At 74.1% G+C, this 16,286-nt stretch carries 13 protein-coding genes; 8 read left to right on the top strand and 5 right to left on the bottom strand.

The annotated features are described in order from the left end of the window. The first annotated feature begins 87 nt into the window (after positions 1-87). The gene (locus ACIBQ6_RS31835; RefSeq protein ID WP_397216369.1) at positions 88-969 is read left to right on the top strand and encodes an alpha/beta fold hydrolase; all 882 of its coding nucleotides are present in this window, start codon (positions 88-90) and stop codon (positions 967-969) included. Here ACIBQ6_RS31835 and ACIBQ6_RS31830 read toward each other — a convergent pair. After that, a complete protein-coding gene (locus ACIBQ6_RS31830; protein ID WP_358285066.1) occupies positions 955-1,227 on the bottom strand; it encodes a hypothetical protein in 273 nt (90 codons plus the stop codon). The two genes, ACIBQ6_RS31835 and ACIBQ6_RS31830, sit on opposite strands and share 15 nt — an antisense overlap. Before the next feature lie 71 nt (positions 1,228-1,298). Continuing rightward, complete coding sequence (locus ACIBQ6_RS31825; RefSeq protein WP_397216367.1) at positions 1,299-2,729, bottom strand: LCP family protein; 1,431 nt, start codon at positions 2,727-2,729, stop codon at positions 1,299-1,301. A 143-nt stretch (positions 2,730-2,872) separates the two neighbouring features. Here ACIBQ6_RS31825 and ACIBQ6_RS31820 point away from each other — a divergent pair, with 143 nt between their 5' ends. Both ACIBQ6_RS31820 and ACIBQ6_RS31815 read left to right on the top strand, forming a co-directional pair. Further along, positions 2,873-3,742, top strand: a complete 870-nt coding sequence (locus tag ACIBQ6_RS31820) for an enoyl-CoA hydratase-related protein (protein ID WP_358285072.1) — start codon at positions 2,873-2,875, stop codon at positions 3,740-3,742. A gap of 1 nt (position 3,743) precedes the next feature. Beyond that, positions 3,744-4,706 carry an alpha/beta hydrolase gene (locus ACIBQ6_RS31815; RefSeq protein ID WP_358285092.1) on the top strand — a complete coding sequence of 321 codons (963 nt, stop codon included), beginning with the start codon at positions 3,744-3,746 and terminating at the stop codon, positions 4,704-4,706. Here the strand turns inward: ACIBQ6_RS31815 and ACIBQ6_RS31810 are convergent. Then, entirely contained in the window at positions 4,679-6,172 is a 1,494-nt protein-coding gene (locus tag ACIBQ6_RS31810; RefSeq protein WP_358285095.1) for a prolyl oligopeptidase family serine peptidase, read from the bottom strand. The two genes, ACIBQ6_RS31815 and ACIBQ6_RS31810, sit on opposite strands and share 28 nt — an antisense overlap. A gap of 107 nt (positions 6,173-6,279) precedes the next feature. Between ACIBQ6_RS31810 and ACIBQ6_RS31805 the strand changes: the two genes are divergently transcribed. Both ACIBQ6_RS31805 and ACIBQ6_RS31800 read left to right on the top strand, forming a co-directional pair. Further along, positions 6,280-7,389: an exonuclease SbcCD subunit D gene (locus tag ACIBQ6_RS31805; protein WP_397216364.1), complete on the top strand. Its 1,110-nt coding sequence runs from the start codon at positions 6,280-6,282 to the stop codon at positions 7,387-7,389. After that, positions 7,390-10,959, top strand: a complete 3,570-nt coding sequence (locus tag ACIBQ6_RS31800; RefSeq protein WP_397216362.1) for an AAA family ATPase — start codon at positions 7,390-7,392, stop codon at positions 10,957-10,959. A 52-nt stretch (positions 10,960-11,011) separates the two neighbouring features. On the opposite strand, the gene ACIBQ6_RS31795 is transcribed toward ACIBQ6_RS31800, so the two are convergent. Further along, positions 11,012-12,061, bottom strand: a complete 1,050-nt coding sequence (locus ACIBQ6_RS31795) for a LacI family DNA-binding transcriptional regulator (protein WP_397216360.1) — start codon at positions 12,059-12,061, stop codon at positions 11,012-11,014. A 75-nt stretch (positions 12,062-12,136) separates the two neighbouring features. Here ACIBQ6_RS31795 and ACIBQ6_RS31790 point away from each other — a divergent pair, with 75 nt between their 5' ends. After that, positions 12,137-12,331: a hypothetical protein gene (locus tag ACIBQ6_RS31790; RefSeq protein ID WP_352357102.1), complete on the top strand. Its 195-nt coding sequence runs from the start codon at positions 12,137-12,139 to the stop codon at positions 12,329-12,331. A 425-nt stretch (positions 12,332-12,756) separates the two neighbouring features. On the opposite strand, the gene ACIBQ6_RS31785 is transcribed toward ACIBQ6_RS31790, so the two are convergent. Then, a complete protein-coding gene (locus ACIBQ6_RS31785; protein ID WP_358285978.1) occupies positions 12,757-13,383 on the bottom strand; it encodes an HAD family hydrolase in 627 nt (208 codons plus the stop codon). 129 nt (positions 13,384-13,512) lie between these two features. Between ACIBQ6_RS31785 and ACIBQ6_RS31780 the strand changes: the two genes are divergently transcribed. Continuing rightward, positions 13,513-14,802, top strand: coding sequence for an MFS transporter (locus tag ACIBQ6_RS31780; protein ID WP_397216358.1), 1,290 nt, complete (start codon positions 13,513-13,515; stop codon positions 14,800-14,802). A gap of 74 nt (positions 14,803-14,876) precedes the next feature. Then, positions 14,877-16,199 (top strand): NAD(P)/FAD-dependent oxidoreductase, encoded by a 1,323-nt coding sequence (locus ACIBQ6_RS31775; RefSeq protein WP_397216356.1) that lies wholly within the window; start codon positions 14,877-14,879, stop codon positions 16,197-16,199. Positions 16,200-16,286: the final 87 nt, after the last annotated feature.

Genomic DNA, 16,286 nt, shown 5'->3' with positions numbered 1-16,286 from the left:
TGACCTGCGGATTCACCTGCCGGGCGGCCCGGCGTGCCACGGAAAACCGGTGGAAGCACCCCGAGGTGCGCACGGGATGATGGGCGCATGAACACCTTGGTCGCACCTCCTGCCCGCACGGGCGCCGAACGGCTGCCCGATGGCCGCCTCCTGGGCTGGGCCGAGTGGGGGCCGCCGGACGGGAGGCCGGTCCTGCTCTCCCCAGGGGCCGCCACCAGCCGCCGGCTCGGCATGGGCGCGGCGGCGCCCGACGACCTCGGCGTGCGCCTGATCTCCCTGGACCGGCCCGGCCTGGGCGCCTCCACCCCCGCGCCGGGCCGCACGTTCGCCGGGTTCGCCGCCGACGTCGAGGTCTTCGCCGGGCTGCGCGGCCTCGGGCGTCCGGCCATGGTGGGCAACTCGCAGGGCGCGCCGTTCGCGCTCGCCTGCGCCGCCGCCGGCGTGACCGGCGCGCTGGCCCTGGTCTCGGCCGCCGACGAGGTGGCCGACGCCCGCTTCGCCGGCGTGCTGCCCGCCGAGCTGCGGCAGCTGACGGAGCTGTCCACGCACGACCCCGAGGCGGCCGAGCGGATCTTCGCGGGCTTCACCCCGCAGGCGATGTGGGACCTGGTGATGGGCGGCAGCCCGGCCTGCGACCTGGCCGTCTACCAGCGGCCCGAGTTCGCCGCCGGATACCGCGAGGCGCTGGCGGAGGCGTTCGCGCAGGGGCCGGGCGGTTACGCCCGCGACACCGTCCTGGCGATGGGCCGCTGGGGCGTCGACCTGTCGTCGATCACGGCGCCGGTCGACGTCTGGTACGGCGAGCACGACGCCACCCACTCGCCCGACCTGGGGGAGGGCCTGACCGCCCGCATCCCGGGAGCCGTGCGGCACGTCGTGCCCGGCGCCGGCGGCGCGCTGCTGTGGACGCACCCCCACCAGGTCCTGCGCGTCCTGCTGGACCGCAGTCCGGCCTCAGCCCACCGGTGAGTCCTGGGCGAAGGTGATCACCATGTACCGGCCGTTGGAGTAGCTGACCACCGGCCGGCCGAGCAGCTCGCCCACCTTGCGGGCGACCCCCTGGAACACCTCCACCAGCTCGGCGCTGTCGGCGCTCACCCTGAACCGGCCGTTCTCGGCCAGCTGCTGGGCCACGAGGGGGACGAACCCGGCCTCGGCCCGCACTCTCTCCTCGGCGTCGAGAGGGGTGCGCCGGACGGCGGGCGAGCTGCCGAGGGGGTGGGACATCGCGAATCTCCTCCAGGTTTGCCGGGTCCCCCAGCATGCCATCCGTGACCGGGGTCGTCAGGGCGTCCGGCTCAACCCGCGCCACATCCCTCGGTGAGCCCCTTGGTCGGCGGCGCGGAGGGCTTGCCGGACTTCCCGGGTGCGGGTCCGTCCGTGGCGGACGGGCTCGCCGACGGGGTCGCCGAGGCGGCGACGGCGGACGTGGTCGCGGCCGAGTCGCGCACGGCCTTGGCGGTCAGCCGGCGGATCTTGTCCCAGTCGGGGTAACCGGTGCGGATCAGCGGCGGCACGAACTGCAGGCTCGTCACCTTCGCGTTCTTGACCTTGAGCGCCAGCGGTACCAGGTTCGTCAGCATCGAGCGCGGGATGTCGGTCCTGATCAGCTCCTTGGCGGCCAGCGCGATCCGGTTGAACCGGGCCAGCACGGTCGCCGGGTCGGCCTGGTCCAGCAGCGCGCCGAGCACGCAGCGCTGCCGCCGCATCCTGGTGTAGTCGTCGCTGAAGGTGCGGGAGCGGGCGTACCACATCGCGTCGGCGCCCTTGAGCTTCCTGGTGCCGGCCTTGACCAGGCCCTCGTTGTACTTGCCGAACACCACGTCCTGCTCGACGGTGAGCGTGATGCCGCCGATGGCGTCGATGAGCCGGGCGAAGCCCCACATGTTGACCAGGGCGTACCAGTCGATCTTCAGGTCGAGGGTGTAGCCGATGGTGTCCATGAGCACCTGCGGGCCCTGCTGCCGGCGGCCGCCGAAGATCTCCGGGTGGGCGTCGGCGTACTCCCAGACGCTGTTGAGCAGGTCGCTGCGGCCGCCGCCGGGGTCGGGCGGCAGGCGGAAGCCGTCGGGGAATCGCTGGGCCATGGGCGTGCCGGGGCGGAAGCGCACGTTCTCCAGGTTGCGCGGCAGGCTGACCAGCACGGTGTTGCCGGACTTCACGTCGATGCTGGCCACGTTCATGCTGTCGGTGCGCACGCCGGTGCGGTTGTCGTCGGCGTCGCCGCCGAGGAGCAGGATGTTGACCCGGTCGCGCCCTGCCCATGGGTCCCGCGGCGGCTCCTGCCCGGCCGGGACGGCGGGTTCGGCCGGCTCGGGGCCGGTGAAGATGTCGCCGAGGGTCTGCTGGGACGTCCACACGTACTGCGCGACCAGCCCGAACGGCACCACCACGGCGACGGCGAGCAGCCCCGCGAGGGTGCCGGCCAGGATCTGGCCGTTCTGCGGCAGCCGCCCGGGACGCAGCACCACGAAGGAGTGCACGATCACCGCGAACCAGGCGACGCCCAGCGCCGCGGCTCCGACGACGATCGCGGTCAGCCACGAGTCCTGGGTCAGCGAGCCCAGCAGGTTGTCGGTCGTCAGCGTGAGTGCCAGCAGCGCCAGCAGGCCGGCGAAGTAGCACGACAGCAGGATCAGGCCGGCCGTGCGCCGGCCGGCACGCAGATGGGCGGCCCCGGGCGCCAGCGCCGAGAGCGCCAGCCAGCCGAGGACCGCTCCCGCGCTCACCGGTTTCTTACCCTGCACGGCATCCCCGTTCCCCGAACTCCACCGTAACCCGCAGGCACGGACAGCGCGGGCAGCCTACGCATTGGATGCGAAATATGTCTTTATCGGAGGGTGAACATCGGTAACCGAATAAGATTCGGGTCATGGCCTTCTCCGAGATCGCGTACCACGTGGCCGATCGCGTCGCCACCATCACACTGTCTCGCCCCGAGCGGCTCAACGCCTTCACCTTGACCATGCGCGCCGAGCTGATCAGCGCGTTCGACCTCGCCGACGCCGACGACGACGTGCGCGCGGTGGTCGTCACGGGAGCCGGGCGGGCCTTCTGCGCTGGGGCCGACCTGGGCGGCGGCGGGGGCACGTTCGGCCACCGGGCGGAGGCCGAGCCGGCCGAGCTGATCGAGGGCGCGCCGCGCGATGGCGGCGGCACGGTCGCGCTGCGGATCGCCGCCTCGCTCAAGCCCGTCATCGCCGCGATCAACGGCCCGGCGGTGGGCGTGGGCGTCACGATGACGCTGCCCATGGACGTCCGGCTGGCCGCCGAGAGCGCCAGGTTCGGGTTCGTGTTCGCCCGGCGCGGCATCGTCACGGAGGCGGCGTCGAGCTGGTTCCTGCCCCGGGTGGTCGGCATCTCCCGGGCCATGGAGTGGGCGGTGACCGGCCGGGTCTTCCCCGCCGCCGAGGCGCTGGAGGGCCGCCTGGTCTCGCGGGTGCTGCCGGACGAGGAGCTGCTGCCCGCCGCGTACGCGCTGGGCCGCGAGATCGCCGACAACACCTCGGCCGTCTCCGTCGCCGCCGTGCGCAGGCTGATGTGGTCGGGCCTGTCGGCCGCCTCGCCGTGGGAGGCGCACGCCGCCGACTCCAGGCTCATGGCCGAACTCGGGGGCGCGGCCGACACGGTGGAGGGGGTGACGGCGTTCCTGGAGAAGCGTCCGGCCGACTTCCCGATGAAGGTGAGCACCGACCTTCCGCCCGGCGTCCCCACATGGCCGGACAATCCATATTCTGTCTGATATGTACGAGATCACCGTTCTCCCCATGCAGCCCGACTTCGAGGGCGAGGTCGTCGCGACCCTGATCTCCAGGAAGACCGGTTCGCGCAGGGCGGTGCTCTACGTCCACGGGTTCACCGACTACTTCTTCCAGGACCATCTGGCCGACCACTACGTCCAGCGCGGCATCGACTTCTACGCCCTCGACCTGCGCAAGTACGGCCGCTCACTGCTCCCGCACCAGACCAGGGGGCTGATCAGGAGCGTCACCGACTACTTCCCCGAGATCGACGAGGCAGTCCGGCTCATCCGCCGCGACCACGACGAGCTGACCGTCAACGCCCACTCCACGGGCGGCCTGATCGCCGCGCTGTGGGCGGACCGGGTCCGCGGCCGGGGCCTGGTGCAGGGGCTCGTGCTCAACAGCCCGTTCCTCGACCTCAACGTGCCGGCCCCGCTCCGGCTGGCCGCCGACCTGCTCAAGACCCCGATGTCCTACGTCCGGCGGCCGCTGCCCCTCGGCATCAGCACCGCCTACGGCCAGAGCCTGCACCGCACCGAACAGGGCGAATGGGACTACGACCTGGACCTCAAGCCGCTGGTCGGGTTCTCCGTGCACGCCATGTGGCTGGCCGCCATCCGGCGGGCCCAGCGGCGGCTGCACCGCGGGCTGGCGGTGGACGTGCCGGTGCTCGTCCTCGCCTCCTCCACGGGCCTGCGGGTACGCGACTTCGTGCCCGAGGCGCGCTCGGCCGACATCGTGCTCGACCCGGAGCACATGGCCCGCTGGGCCACCTCGATCGGCCCCCACGTCACCTGCGTGCGCATCCAGGACGGCGTGCACGACCTGGTGCTGTCGGCCGAGCCCGCGCGCAAGCAGGTCTTCGCCGAGCTCGACCGCTGGATGAACGCCTACCAGGGCACCTCCACCCAGGGCACCTCCACCTCGGGCACCTCCTACCAGGGGAACGAGAACAGGCCGTAGTAGGCCGCCGCCACCAGGAGCAGCCCGGTGCCGCCGAGCACGCCGCCGATCGCCACGTACTGCCACCGGGTGGGCTGCATGCCCTCGCGCAGCGCCGACACGTACGCGGCCACCGCCGTGACCTCCTGGACCAGCATGAGCGCGGCCAGCACGCGGACCACCAGCCAGCCCGCCAGCACGGCCGGCCAGGCGCCCGCCTGGTTCACCGAGAACAGCACCAGCAGCATGATGAACGCCACGACCGAGGCCAGCAGGCCGAGGCCCGTCCACGCCATCCTGCGCAGCCTGCGCCTGATCGGCGGCCACAGCCGGGCGTTGGTCTCGACCGGCTCCCTGCCGTGGCCGCGCAGCCGGACGACCATCGCCGCCACCGGGCCCGCCACGTACCCGACGGCGGCCAGGCAGATGGTCAGCCCGAGCATCGTGCCGCCCGCGTACCAGGGGGCCGCGGGCACGTCGCTGGCCTCGAACCGCTGGACCGGCGTGCTGCCCGCCATGTGCGCCGACGGCCTGGCGGTGCCCGGCAGGCCGGTGATCCAGTTGGCCAGCGTCTCCAGGTAGCCCTTGGTGAACGGGCCGCCGTTGACCCGCATCGCGTGGTCGCCCTTGTCCATGAAGCGGATCGTGTACCGGTCGTTGCCCGCCTCGGTGAGCGCCGTGACCAGCGCCTTGGTGGACTCCACGAAGGGGATCGAGGGGTCGGTCGTGCCGTAGAACGCCAGGACCGGCTGCTTGACCTGACGTAAGGCCGGCATCGCGTCGTAACGCAGGAAGGTGAAGCCCACGCCGCCCATCGCCCTGGTCAGCAGGTCGCGGGCGCCGATGGGGGCGTGCAGCCGCAGCAGCTGCTCGTTCAGGGCCCAGGCGACCTGCCGCAGCGGCGAGACGTTCGGCGAGGAGACCAGCACCGCGAAGCCCACCGCCGCGCTCTTCGCCGCCGCGATCGGGACGACCCAGCCGCCCTCGCTGACCCCCCACAGCCCGACGCGCGAGGCGTCCACCTCCGGCCGGGTGCGCAGGTACTCCACCATGCGCAGCGCGTCGTCGGCCAGCAGCCCGAAGTCGCGGTCGCGGAAGTCGTAGCCGACCGTGCGCTTGTCGAACGCGATCGTCGCCACGCCCGCCCTGGCCAGGAACTCCGCCTGCGGCGTGAACTCCGTCCGCGACCCGTTGCCCGACCCCGACACGAACACCATCGCCGGGTGCGGGCCGGGCGAGAGCGGCACGCGTAAGGTGCCCTCCAGGCGCTGGCCCTCGGCCGGCAGCGAGATCTCCTCCCGCCGCACGGGGGCTGCCGCGACCACCGGGCGCAGCTCGTCGGCCGGTTGCGGGGGAATCGCGGCGAACGCCGGATCCGCCTTCAGCGGCGGCGGGTCGAACGCGGGCGGCAACACGTAGCCGACCGACGCGAGAGCCACCAGCACCAGGCCGGCGGCGACGCTCAAGGTGCCACGGCCAGTGCGCATCGGCCTCCCCATGTGCGTTGGTTTGCCCGCTGATCATCCAGCCTACTCCCGGCTTCTGTGACGGGAGGGGCCGCATTTGTCGGTGAGAGATGTTAGCTTCCTGCGACATGCGGATCCTGCACACCTCCGACTGGCACCTCGGGCGCTCCTTCCATCGGGAGAGCCTGCTCGGGGCGCAGGCCGCGTTCGTCGACCACCTGGTCGAGACGGTGCGCGCCGAGCGGGTCGACGTCGTGGCCGTCTCCGGCGACGTCTACGACCGCGCCCTGCCGCCGGTCGACGCGGTGGCCCTGCTCTCCGACGCGCTGGCCCGCCTGCGCGCCGCCGGGGCGCGGGTGGTGCTGATCAGCGGCAACCACGACTCGGCGCTGCGGCTCGGGTTCGGGTCGGCGCTGTTCGAGTCTTCGGGGGTGCACGTCCGCACCGAGCCCGCGCAGTCGTGGGAGCCGGTGCTGGTCGGCGACGTCGCCTTCTACGGCATCCCCTACCTGGAGCCCGAGCTGGTGCGCACCCCCTGGCAGCTGCCCGACCGCGGCCACACCGCCGCGATCTCCCACGCGATGAGCCGCGTCCGGGCCGACGCCGTCCGCCGTCGGGCCGCCGTCGTGCTGGCCCACTGCTTCGTGACCGGTGGCCAGGCCAGCGACAGCGAGCGTGACATCAGCGTGGGCGGCGTGTCCCACGTTCCCCTGTCGGCCTTCGACGGCGTCGACTACGTCGCGCTCGGTCACCTGCACGGGCGGCAGCGCATGTCCGAGACCGTGCGCTACTCCGGCTCCCCGCTGGCCTACTCCTTCTCCGAGACCGGCCACGTCAAGGGCTGCTGGCTGGTCACGCTCGGCTCGGGCGCGGAGTTCGTGCCCGCGCCCGTGCCCCGGCCGGTCGGGCGGCTCCGCGGCGACCTCGACGACCTGCTGACCCTGCCCGCCTTCACCGCCTACGAAGACCACTGGCTGCAGATCACCCTGACCGACGCCGTCCGTCCCAAGCAGGCCATGGACCGGCTGCGGGCCCGGTTCCCGCACGCCCTCGCCCTGTCCTTCGACCCGGTGGGCGCGGCGCCCGCCGCCGGGCCGGTGCGGGTCAGCGGGCGGCCCGAGGCCGAGGTCGCCCTCGACTTCGTCCGCGAGGTGCGCGGCGAGCCCGCCGCGCCCGAGGAGGAAGAGCTGCTGAGACAGGCGGTCGAGGCGTCGCGGATGAAGGAGACGATGGCGTAGATGCGGCCGCACCTGCTCTCCCTCACGGCCTTCGGGTCCTTCCCCGGCACCGAGACGGTCGACTTCGACGCCCTCACCGAGGCGGGCCTGTTCCTCATCCACGGGCCCACCGGGGCGGGCAAGACCACGATCCTCGACGCGCTCTGCTTCGCCCTCTACGGCGTCGTGCCCGGCCAGCGCAACAGCGCCCGCAGCCTGCGCTGCGACCACGCGCCCGCCGGCGCCGGCCCTTCGGTGACGCTGGAGGTCACGATCCGGGGCCGTTCGCTGCGCATCCGGCGGTCGCCGTCGTGGCAGCGTCCCAAGTTGCGCGGCGCCGGGTTCACCGAGGAGAAGGCCAAGGTCGTCGTCGAGGAGCGCCGCGGGGCCGCCTGGCAGGGGCTCACGACCCGGCTCGACGAGGCGGGCGACCTGGTGGGCGGGCTGCTCGGGATGAACGCCGAGCAGTTCTGCCAGGTGGTGATGTTGCCGCAGGGTGACTTCGCCAAGTTCCTGCGCGCCGACGGCGACGACCGCGCCCGGCTGCTGGAGCGGCTGTTCACCGTCAAGGTGTTCACCCAGGCCGAGGCGTGGCTGGCCGAGCGGCGGCGGGCCACGGGGCGGGAGGAGCAGGAGCTGGGGCGCGAGGTCGCCTTCGCCGTCGAACGCCTGGAGGAGGCCGCCGGGCCTCTCCTCGCCTCCGCGCCGGACGGCGGCGCGGGCGACGGGCCCGTCCTCGCCTCCGCGCCGGACGGCGGTGCCGGGGACGGGGGGTTGCCGTCGGCGGCGGACGATCCGCTCGGATGGGCCGGCGCGTTGCTGGACGCGGCGCGGGCCGTCGTCCACCGGTGCGAGGAGCGGCACGCGGCCGCGGGCGACGCCGTACGCGCGGCGCGGTCGCGCTTCGAGCAGGCCGCCGCCCTCGCCGACCGCCGCCGCCGCCACGCCGAGGCCCTGACCCTGCGCCGCACCCTCGACGAGCGCGCCGACGAACGCGCCGACCTCCAGGCCGTCATCGACGACGCCGCCCGCGCCGACCGCGTGCTCCCGCTCATCACGGCCGCCGGGCAGCGCGCCGAGGCCGCCGCCAAGGCCCGCGCCATGGTCGCCGACGCCCTGGCCCGCGCCCGTCCCCTCCTCACCCGCCGATCCACGCCAGGCGTCGAGGGGCCGGCGAGTGCCGCGGAGCCGTCGGTGGAGGAGCTGGAGGGCCTGGAGCGGGAGCGCCGCGCCGAGCTGGCCCGGCTGTCCGAGCTGCTCACCGAGGAGGCCCGGCTGTCGGTCGTCCGGCGCGACCTGTCGCGGGTGGCGCAGGAGCTGGCCGAGCTGGTCAGCGCCGACGAGACCGCCGCCGCGCGGCTCGCCGTCCTGCCCGGCCTGGTCGCCGACGCCGAGAACAGGCTGGCCGGCGCGCGGGTGGCCGCGGCGCGCATCCCGGCGGCCCAGGCCGTACGCGACGCCGCCGCCGACCTGATCGACGTCGACCGGGAGCTCGCCGCACTGGCCGGTGAGCTGGAGGCGCTGGCCCAGCGCGAGGCCGAGGTGGCGGCGGCCGAGGCCGAGCTGCCCGCCCGGCTGGCCGCGGCGGGCGCCGCCCTGGCCGAGGTGCGCGCCGAGGCGGCGGCCGTGCCGGCCGCCGCCGCCCGGCTCGACGCCGCCCGTGCCGTCCTGGAGGCCGCCCACCGCCGCGACGCCCTGGCCGCCGAGCTGGAGTCGGCCGCCGCCGCCCACCAGGTGCTGGTGGACCGCGCCCAGGAGACCCGCGAACGCTGGCTCGACCTGCGTCAGGCCAGGATCGACGGCATGGCGGCCGAGCTGGCCCGCGACCTGACCGACGGGCGTCCGTGCGCGGTCTGCGGCTCCGAGCACCACCCCGTGCCCGCCGCCGCGGCCCCCAGCGCGCCCTCGCCCGACGACGAGCGCGCCGCCGAGACCGCCCACGAGGCGGCCGCCGCCGACCGGGAGGCCGCCGAACGCGCTCTGGCCTCCATCGAGTCCCGGCTCGCCGACGCCTCGGAGGCCACCGAGGGGCTGTCCGCCGACACCGCGGCCGGGCACGTGCTCGCGGCCGAGGAGGAGCTGGCCCGGCTGCGGTCGGTCGCCGACCGGGAGCCCGCCCTCGCCGACGCGCTCGACCGCCTCGAAGGCGACCGCGACCACGTCCGCGACCGGGCCAGGGAGATCGCCGAGGCGCTCGCCGCCCACCACGCCCACCGCACCCGGCTCACCGCCGAACGCACCCGTCTGCACACCCGTCTCGCCCAGACCCTGCACCCCGAGACCCTTCTCTCCGAGCGTCCGCTCACGGCAGACGCCCTTCCTGAGACCCCGGGCGAGGTCGACGGGAGGCGGGTGCTGGCCGCGGCCGAGGAGGAGTTGCGACGGCTGGCCGCGGTGGCGGCCAAGGAGGCGGGGCTGGCGGCCGAGGTGGCCGCGCTCGGCCGCGAACGTGCCGAGCTGGAGGAGCGCGGACGCCGCATCGCGGCGCGGGTGGCGGCCGGCCGCACCAGACATGAGGAGCTGAGCGCGGACGCCGGGCGGCTGGGGGCGCGGCTCGACGCGGCCCGGGGCGGCGACCCGACCCTGACGGCCCGCCTGTCCAGGCTCCACGACGAGGCCGAGCTGCTGCGCGAGGCACTGGAGGCCACCAGGGCGGCGGTCGCGGCGGCCGCCGAGCTCGACGCCGCGGCCGAGGCGGCCGGGCGGGCGGCGGCCGAGGCGGGGTTCGCCGACGTGCGGGAGGCCGAGGAGGCGTACCGGAGCCCGGCCGAGCGGGAGGGCAAGGGGGAGCTGCTGCGGCGGCTCGACGACCAGCACGCCGCCGTCACCGCCCTGCTCGCCGACCCCGAGCTGATCGCCGCGGCCGCCGAGCCCGCGCCCGATCTGGCGGCCGCCGAGGCCGGCAGAGACGCGGCGGAGGAGGCGCACACCCGGCTGGCGAGCGAGCGCGACCGCGCGGCGGCCAGAGCCGCCCGCCTCGCCGAGCTGCGCGAGGAGCTGGCCGCGCGCATCGAGCGGTGGCGTCCCGCGGCCGAGCGGCACCGGCTGGCCGAACGCATGGCGGCGCTGGCCTCGGGCACGTCCGGCGACAACCAGTGGAACATGAGCCTGACGTCGTTCGTGCTGGGGGAGCGGCTCAGGCAGGTGGTCGACGCCGCCAACGAGCGCCTCGACCACATGTCGTCCGGCCGCTACCTGCTCCGGCACGACCTGCGCAAGACCGCCGGATCCCGGGCGCGGTCCGGCGGCGGCCTGGGCCTGAAGGTGGCCGACGCCTGGACCGGCGTCGACCGCGACCCGGCGACCCTGTCGGGCGGCGAGAGCTTCATCACCTCGCTCGCGCTCGCGCTCGGCCTGGCCGACGTGGTCACGGCGGAGGCGGGCGGCGCGGAGGTCGGCACGCTGTTCGTGGACGAGGGCTTCGGCACCCTCGACGAGGACACCCTCGACGACGTGCTCGACATCCTCGACGGGCTGCGCGACGGCGGACGCGCGGTCGGCATCGTCAGCCATGTCGGCGAGCTGCGCACCCGGATCCCCGTGCAGCTCAAGGTGGGCAAGACCCGCAGGGGGTCGACCCTGGTCAGCTAAGCGGTCAGCTCGGCGGTCAGCCCGGCGGTCAGCTGGGAGGTCAGCCGGGAGGTCAGCTGGGCGGCGGCGCGGTCGAGGCCCGCACGATCAGCTCGTACGGGAACAGCCGCCGCTCCGGCCGGGCCGCGGCCCCCGACAGCAGCAGCCGCCCGGCCGCCTCCCCGATCTCCTGCTTGGCCTGCCGGATCGTGGTGAGCCCCGCCTCCTGCGCCGCGCTGTCGGAGAACCCGACGACCGACAGCTCGCCCGGCACGTCGAGGCCCAGGTCGGCGGCGGCGTCGAGGACGCCGAGGGCGAGCACGTCGGTGTTGGTCAGGATCGCCGTGGGCCGGGGGGCCAGCCGCAGCAGCGCGTGGCCGGCCTTCCTGCCCGCCTCCCGCGAGTTCCTGGCGACCTCGTAGAAGGGCACGTCGTCCCAGTCGAGGCCGGCCTGCTCGCAGGCCGTCTGGTAGCCGCCGCGCCGGGCGCGCATCGCCGCGAACACCGCGCCCTCCTGGCGGGCGCGGTCGGCCCAGCCGGTGTGGCCGTCGTCGTGCAGGCCGACCATCGCCACCGCGACCCGCCGGTGCCCGAGGCCGAGCACGTGCGCGGCGGCGGCGGCTCCGGCGGCGGGCTCGTCGATGCCGACGAAGGGGTGGCCGGGCACGTACGGCTCGTCCACCACCACGACGGGCAGCTTCCTGGCCAGCACCTCGGCCAGCGCCGGATGGCCGTCGGGCAGCGAGACGACGCAGAACGCGTCGACCACCGCGTCGCGCACGGTGTCGCTGCGCCGGTCGCCGTGCGGCAGCGGCAGGATGAGCAGGCCCACGCCCGCCTCCTCGGCCGCCGTGGCGAGGCCCTGAAAGAACCCGAGCGCGTACGGGTCGGCGAAGGCGTAGGCCAGCGTCTCGCTGAACAGCAGGCCGAGCGCGCCGGCGCGGCCGAGCCGGAGCGAGCGCGCCGTCGGGTTGGGGCCCGCGTAGCCGAGCTCGTCGGCCACCTCCAGGATGCGCCGCCGCAGCCCGTCGCTGAGCTGGTCGGGCCGGGAGAAGGCGTACGACACGGTGGCGCGGGACACGCCGAGCCTGTCGGCGATCGTCTGCAGGGTGACCCTTGCCATCGTCCAACCGTATCGAACGGCCTTGCCGGTGCGTTCTTAATTGATTAAGGTCTTAATTGATTAAGGAGGAGAGACATGGATGCCATGCAGGTTCTCGCGCACCGGACGGCGATGGGGTTCCGCGACTCGCTCGACGCGGCCCTGCCGGGGGCGCCGCGCAGGCGGGATCCGGAGCGGGTCGCCGTACGGGCGCGGCTCGCACACTCCCTACGCCGCACCGCCGACCGCCTCGACCCCACCTGCCCACCCACCCGCTACGGCGAGCTGTGACCGGTCCCCTTCTCGCGTGCCCCGACGTCCCCCTGTCGGTCACCCAGATGGGACGCGCCCCGGCCGTTCCGGCTGGACCGTTCGGCCGGTGCGGCGAGGTGTGACCGGTCCTCGTGAGACCCGGCAGCCCCTGTTTCCTCGCCCGCCTCCATTGCCTGGATCCGGCTGCCCGCCCCCTGCCTCCGACGAGGTGGAGCATCAGGTTGGGGAGTCCGATGGGGGCGTTGAAGGGGGTTGGGGGGCGTAAAGAGGCGGAGTGTCGGGTGGGCGCGTCAGGAGGGGCGGTGCGTTTCTCCGGGCGTCAGGGGGTGCGTCCCTCGGGGGCGGCGGGAGGGGCAGGAGTCGGTCAGGGTGGCGTAAGGGGCGGGGCTGGTCCGGGGGGCATGGGCAGGGCCGGGTGGCAGGGGGAGGGGCGGGTGTCGGGGTCAGGGGAGGGTGGCTATCAGGTCGGGGATTGTGGTGGGGTCGTGGAAGAGGGTGGCGCCGAGGCCGGACAGGCGCGAGGGGGGCGTCAGACCGCCCGCGAACGCCAGGCAGCGCATCCCCGCGCTCATCGCCGCCCGCACCCCGAACGGGCTGTCCTCGATCACCACGCACTCCTCCGGCGCGGCCCCCATCGTCGCCGCGGCGTGCAGGAACAGGTCGGGGGCGGGCTTGCCGCGGGCGACGTCCTCGGCGCTGAAGACGCGGCCGTCGAAGCGCCGGGCCAGACCGGTGAGCTCCAGGCTGTTGCGGACGTTGGCGTGCCGGCCGTTGGAGGCCACGCAGTAAGGGATGTCCAGGCGGTCGAGGGCGGACTCGATGCCCTCGATGGCGCGCAGCTCGGCCTCCATCGCGGCCAGGTACTCCTGGGTGATCTGGTCGTGCCAGCCCGGGGGCGTCTCGCCGACCTGCTCGTCCCAGTACTCGTTGCTGCAGCCGACGAAGCGCTCGGCGTACTCGCTCTCGTCGATCGTCCAGCCCAGGCGGCGCAGGGCGGCGGTGCCCACGCGCACCGAGATGCGCTCGCTGTCGACGAGTACCCCGTCACAGTCGAAGATGACCAGTTCCACGGCCAAGGTGCGGTCCTCTCAAAAGGCGACGTTTGCCGACGAATCTATCGGGCGGCTGTGTGACATTGCGCAGGTGGTAGCGTCGTTGTACCGCTTGACAAGATGTCAGTCCGGATAGTGAGACATGAAGTGAAGACTTCCCCCCGGGTCTCGGCGCCCAGCACGACCAGGATCGCCATGGCCAGCCTCATCGGCACCGCGATCGAGTTCTACGACTTCTACATCTACGGGACCGCCGCCGCGCTGGTGCTCAACACCGCGTTCTTCCCCGGCATGGACCCCGTGGCCGGCCGGCTGGCCGCGTTCTCGACGTTCGCGGTGGCGTTCGTCTCGCGTCCGCTCGGGTCGGCGGTGTTCGGTCACTGGGGCGACCGCGTCGGGCGCAAGTCGATGCTGGTGGTCTCGCTGCTGGTGATGGGCCTGTCCACGGTGGCGATCGGGCTGCTGCCGGGGTACGCGGCCATCGGCGTGGCCGCGCCCGTGCTGCTGGTGCTGCTGCGCTTCACCCAGGGCATCGGACTCGGCGGCGAGTGGGGCGGCGCGGCGCTGCTGGCCACCGAGCACGCCCCTCCCGGCAGGCGCGGCCTGTACGCGATGTTCCCCCAGCTCGGCCCCGCGGCCGGGTTCATCGTGGCCAACGGGCTGTTCCTGATCCTCGGCGAGACGCTGACCGACGAGCAGTTCGGCGGCTGGGGCTGGCGGCTGCCGTTCGTGGCCAGCCTGCTCCTCGTGGTCGTCGGCCTGTACGTGCGGCTGCGGATCTCCGAGACGCCGGTCTTCCGGGCCGCCCTCGACCAGCGCCGCATCGCCAAGGTGCCGTTCGCCGGGCTGATGCGCCACCAGTGGCGGCGGGTGCTGCTCGCCGCCGGGGCGATGACCGTCGCCTATACGCTCTTCTACACCGCCACCACCTACTGCCTGTCCTACGGCACCGCCGCCCTCGGCATCCCGAAGACCACCATGCTGACCCTGACCATGGTCGGCGTGCTGTTCATGGCGGCGGGCACGGTCGTCTCGGCGGTGGTCAGCGACCGGCTGGGCCGCCGCCGCACCCTGCTCACCGGCACGGCCGTCGCCGTCGCGTGGGGGCTGGTGATGTTCCCGCTGATGGAGACCGGGTCGGTCGTCCTGGCCGGGGTGGCGCTGGCCGGCGCGCTCGGGCTGATGGGGCTGATCTTCGGGCCGATGGGGGCGTACCTGCCCGAGTTGTTCAGGACGGAGTTCCGCTACAGCGGCGCCTCGGTCGCCTACAGCCTCGGCGGCGTGCTGGGCGGGGCGGTGCCGCCGCTGGTCGCCACCAGCCTGCAGACCAGCGGCATCGGCGTCATGGGCGTCGGCCTCTACGTCTCGGCGATGGCCCTGCTCAGCCTGCTCTGCCTGCTCGCCCTGCCGGAGACCGGCGACATCTCCCTGCGATGAACCGGGTTCTCCTGTCACATCCGCCGGGGCTGTCCCGTCCTCCTGGTGAAGAACCTGATGAGGAGGAGCGGACGATGAGCAAGCACATTCTGATCGTCGGCGGCGGATATGTCGGGATGTACGCGGCCCGCGGGCTGCGGCGGCTGATCCGGTCGGGCGAGGTGACGGTCACCGTGGTCGACCCGCGGGGGTACATGACGTACCAGCCGTTCCTGGCCGAGGCGGTCGGCGGGACGATCGAGCCCCGCCACGTCGTCGCCCCGCTCAACCGGGTGCTCAAGGGCGCGCGCGTGCTCACCGGCCACGTCACCCGGGTCGACCACGAGGCCCGCACCGCGCGGTTCCAGCCGGTCCAGGGGCCGGCCAGGACGCTCACGTACGACATCCTCGTGATGGCGGCCGGGTCGATCACCCGCGCGCTGCCCATCCCGGGGCTGGCCGAGCACGCGGTCGGGTTCAAGAGCCTCGGCGAGGCCGTGCACCTGCGCAACCACGTCCTGGCCCAGCTCGCCGCGGCCGCCTCGACCGACGACCCGCTGGTACGGCGCAGGGCGCTGACGTTCGTGGTGGTCGGCGGCGGGTTCTCGGGCGTCGAGGCGCTGGCCGAGATGCAGGGGCTGGCCGACGAGGCCCTGCGCTACCACGACGGGATCGAGCCCGCCGACCTGAGCTGGACCCTGGTCGAGGCAACCGGCGGCATCCTGCCCGAACTCCATCCCGGCCTCGGCCGCTGGACCGTGGACGCGCTGCGCGCCCGCGGCGTGGACGTGCGGCTGGAGACCCGGCTGAGCTCGGCCGAGGGCGGCGTGGCCCGGCTGTCGGACGGCACGTCGCTGGAGGCAGGGACGCTGGTGTGGGCGGCCGGCGGCCGGCCCAGCCCGCTCGCCGCCGACAGCGGGCTGCCCGTGGACGAGGCCGGACGGCTGCGGGCCACCGAATACCTGACGGTGGCCGGGCTGGCGGACGCGTTCACGGCCGGCGACGGCGCGGCGGTGCCCGACCTGACCCGTCCGGGCCGGTTCACCGCGCCCAACGCCCAGCACGCGGTGCGCCAGGCCAAGCTGCTCGCCCGCAACCTGGCGGCCCACGTCAGGGGAGGACGGCTGAAGGCGTACCGGCACGCGTACCTGGGGTCGGTGGCCGGGCTCGGCCACCACCAGGGCGTGGCCCAGGTGCACGCGATCCGGCTGACCGGGTTCCTGGGGTGGCTGGCGCACCGGGCGTACCACCTGGCTTGGGTGCCGACCTTCAACCACAAGGCGCGGGTGCTGGCGGACTGGGGGCTGTCGATGGTGTTCCGGCGGGAAGCGGTGCAGCTCACGGCCGTCGAGCACGCGGGGGAGGACTTCCGCCGGGCGCTGGCGGCCGCCGACCACGTCCAGGTGTTCCCCGCCTAATGGGAGCTACCGTGGCTGCTGATCGGGCAGACTCGGTGCCTGGTAGCCGCTGGTGAGTGAGCACTCTCGCCGCCTGGATCTTGAATC

Source organism: Nonomuraea sp. NPDC049655, from assembly GCF_044465465.1.
GTDB lineage: Bacteria > Actinomycetota > Actinomycetes > Streptosporangiales > Streptosporangiaceae > Nonomuraea.
This window is presented reverse-complemented; position numbering and strand designations above follow the sequence as displayed.

Bases quoted from the DNA above. Each gene is read 5' to 3' on its own strand.
- ACIBQ6_RS31835 (WP_397216369.1), top strand. From the start codon at position 88: ATGAACACCTTGGTCGCACCTCCTGCCCGCACGGGCGCCGAACGGCTG.
- ACIBQ6_RS31830 (WP_358285066.1), bottom strand. From the start codon at position 1,227: ATGTCCCACCCCCTCGGCAGCTCGCCCGCCGTCCGGCGCACCCCTCTC.
- ACIBQ6_RS31820 (WP_358285072.1), top strand. From the start codon at position 2,873: ATGGCCTTCTCCGAGATCGCGTACCACGTGGCCGATCGCGTCGCCACC.
- ACIBQ6_RS31815 (WP_358285092.1), top strand. From the start codon at position 3,744: ATGTACGAGATCACCGTTCTCCCCATGCAGCCCGACTTCGAGGGCGAG.
- ACIBQ6_RS31810 (WP_358285095.1), bottom strand. From the start codon at position 6,172: ATGCGCACTGGCCGTGGCACCTTGAGCGTCGCCGCCGGCCTGGTGCTG.
- ACIBQ6_RS31805 (WP_397216364.1), top strand. From the start codon at position 6,280: ATGCGGATCCTGCACACCTCCGACTGGCACCTCGGGCGCTCCTTCCAT.
- ACIBQ6_RS31800 (WP_397216362.1), top strand. From the start codon at position 7,390: ATGCGGCCGCACCTGCTCTCCCTCACGGCCTTCGGGTCCTTCCCCGGC.
- ACIBQ6_RS31795 (WP_397216360.1), bottom strand. From the start codon at position 12,061: ATGGCAAGGGTCACCCTGCAGACGATCGCCGACAGGCTCGGCGTGTCC.
- ACIBQ6_RS31790 (WP_352357102.1), top strand. From the start codon at position 12,137: ATGGATGCCATGCAGGTTCTCGCGCACCGGACGGCGATGGGGTTCCGC.
- ACIBQ6_RS31775 (WP_397216356.1), top strand. From the start codon at position 14,877: ATGAGCAAGCACATTCTGATCGTCGGCGGCGGATATGTCGGGATGTAC.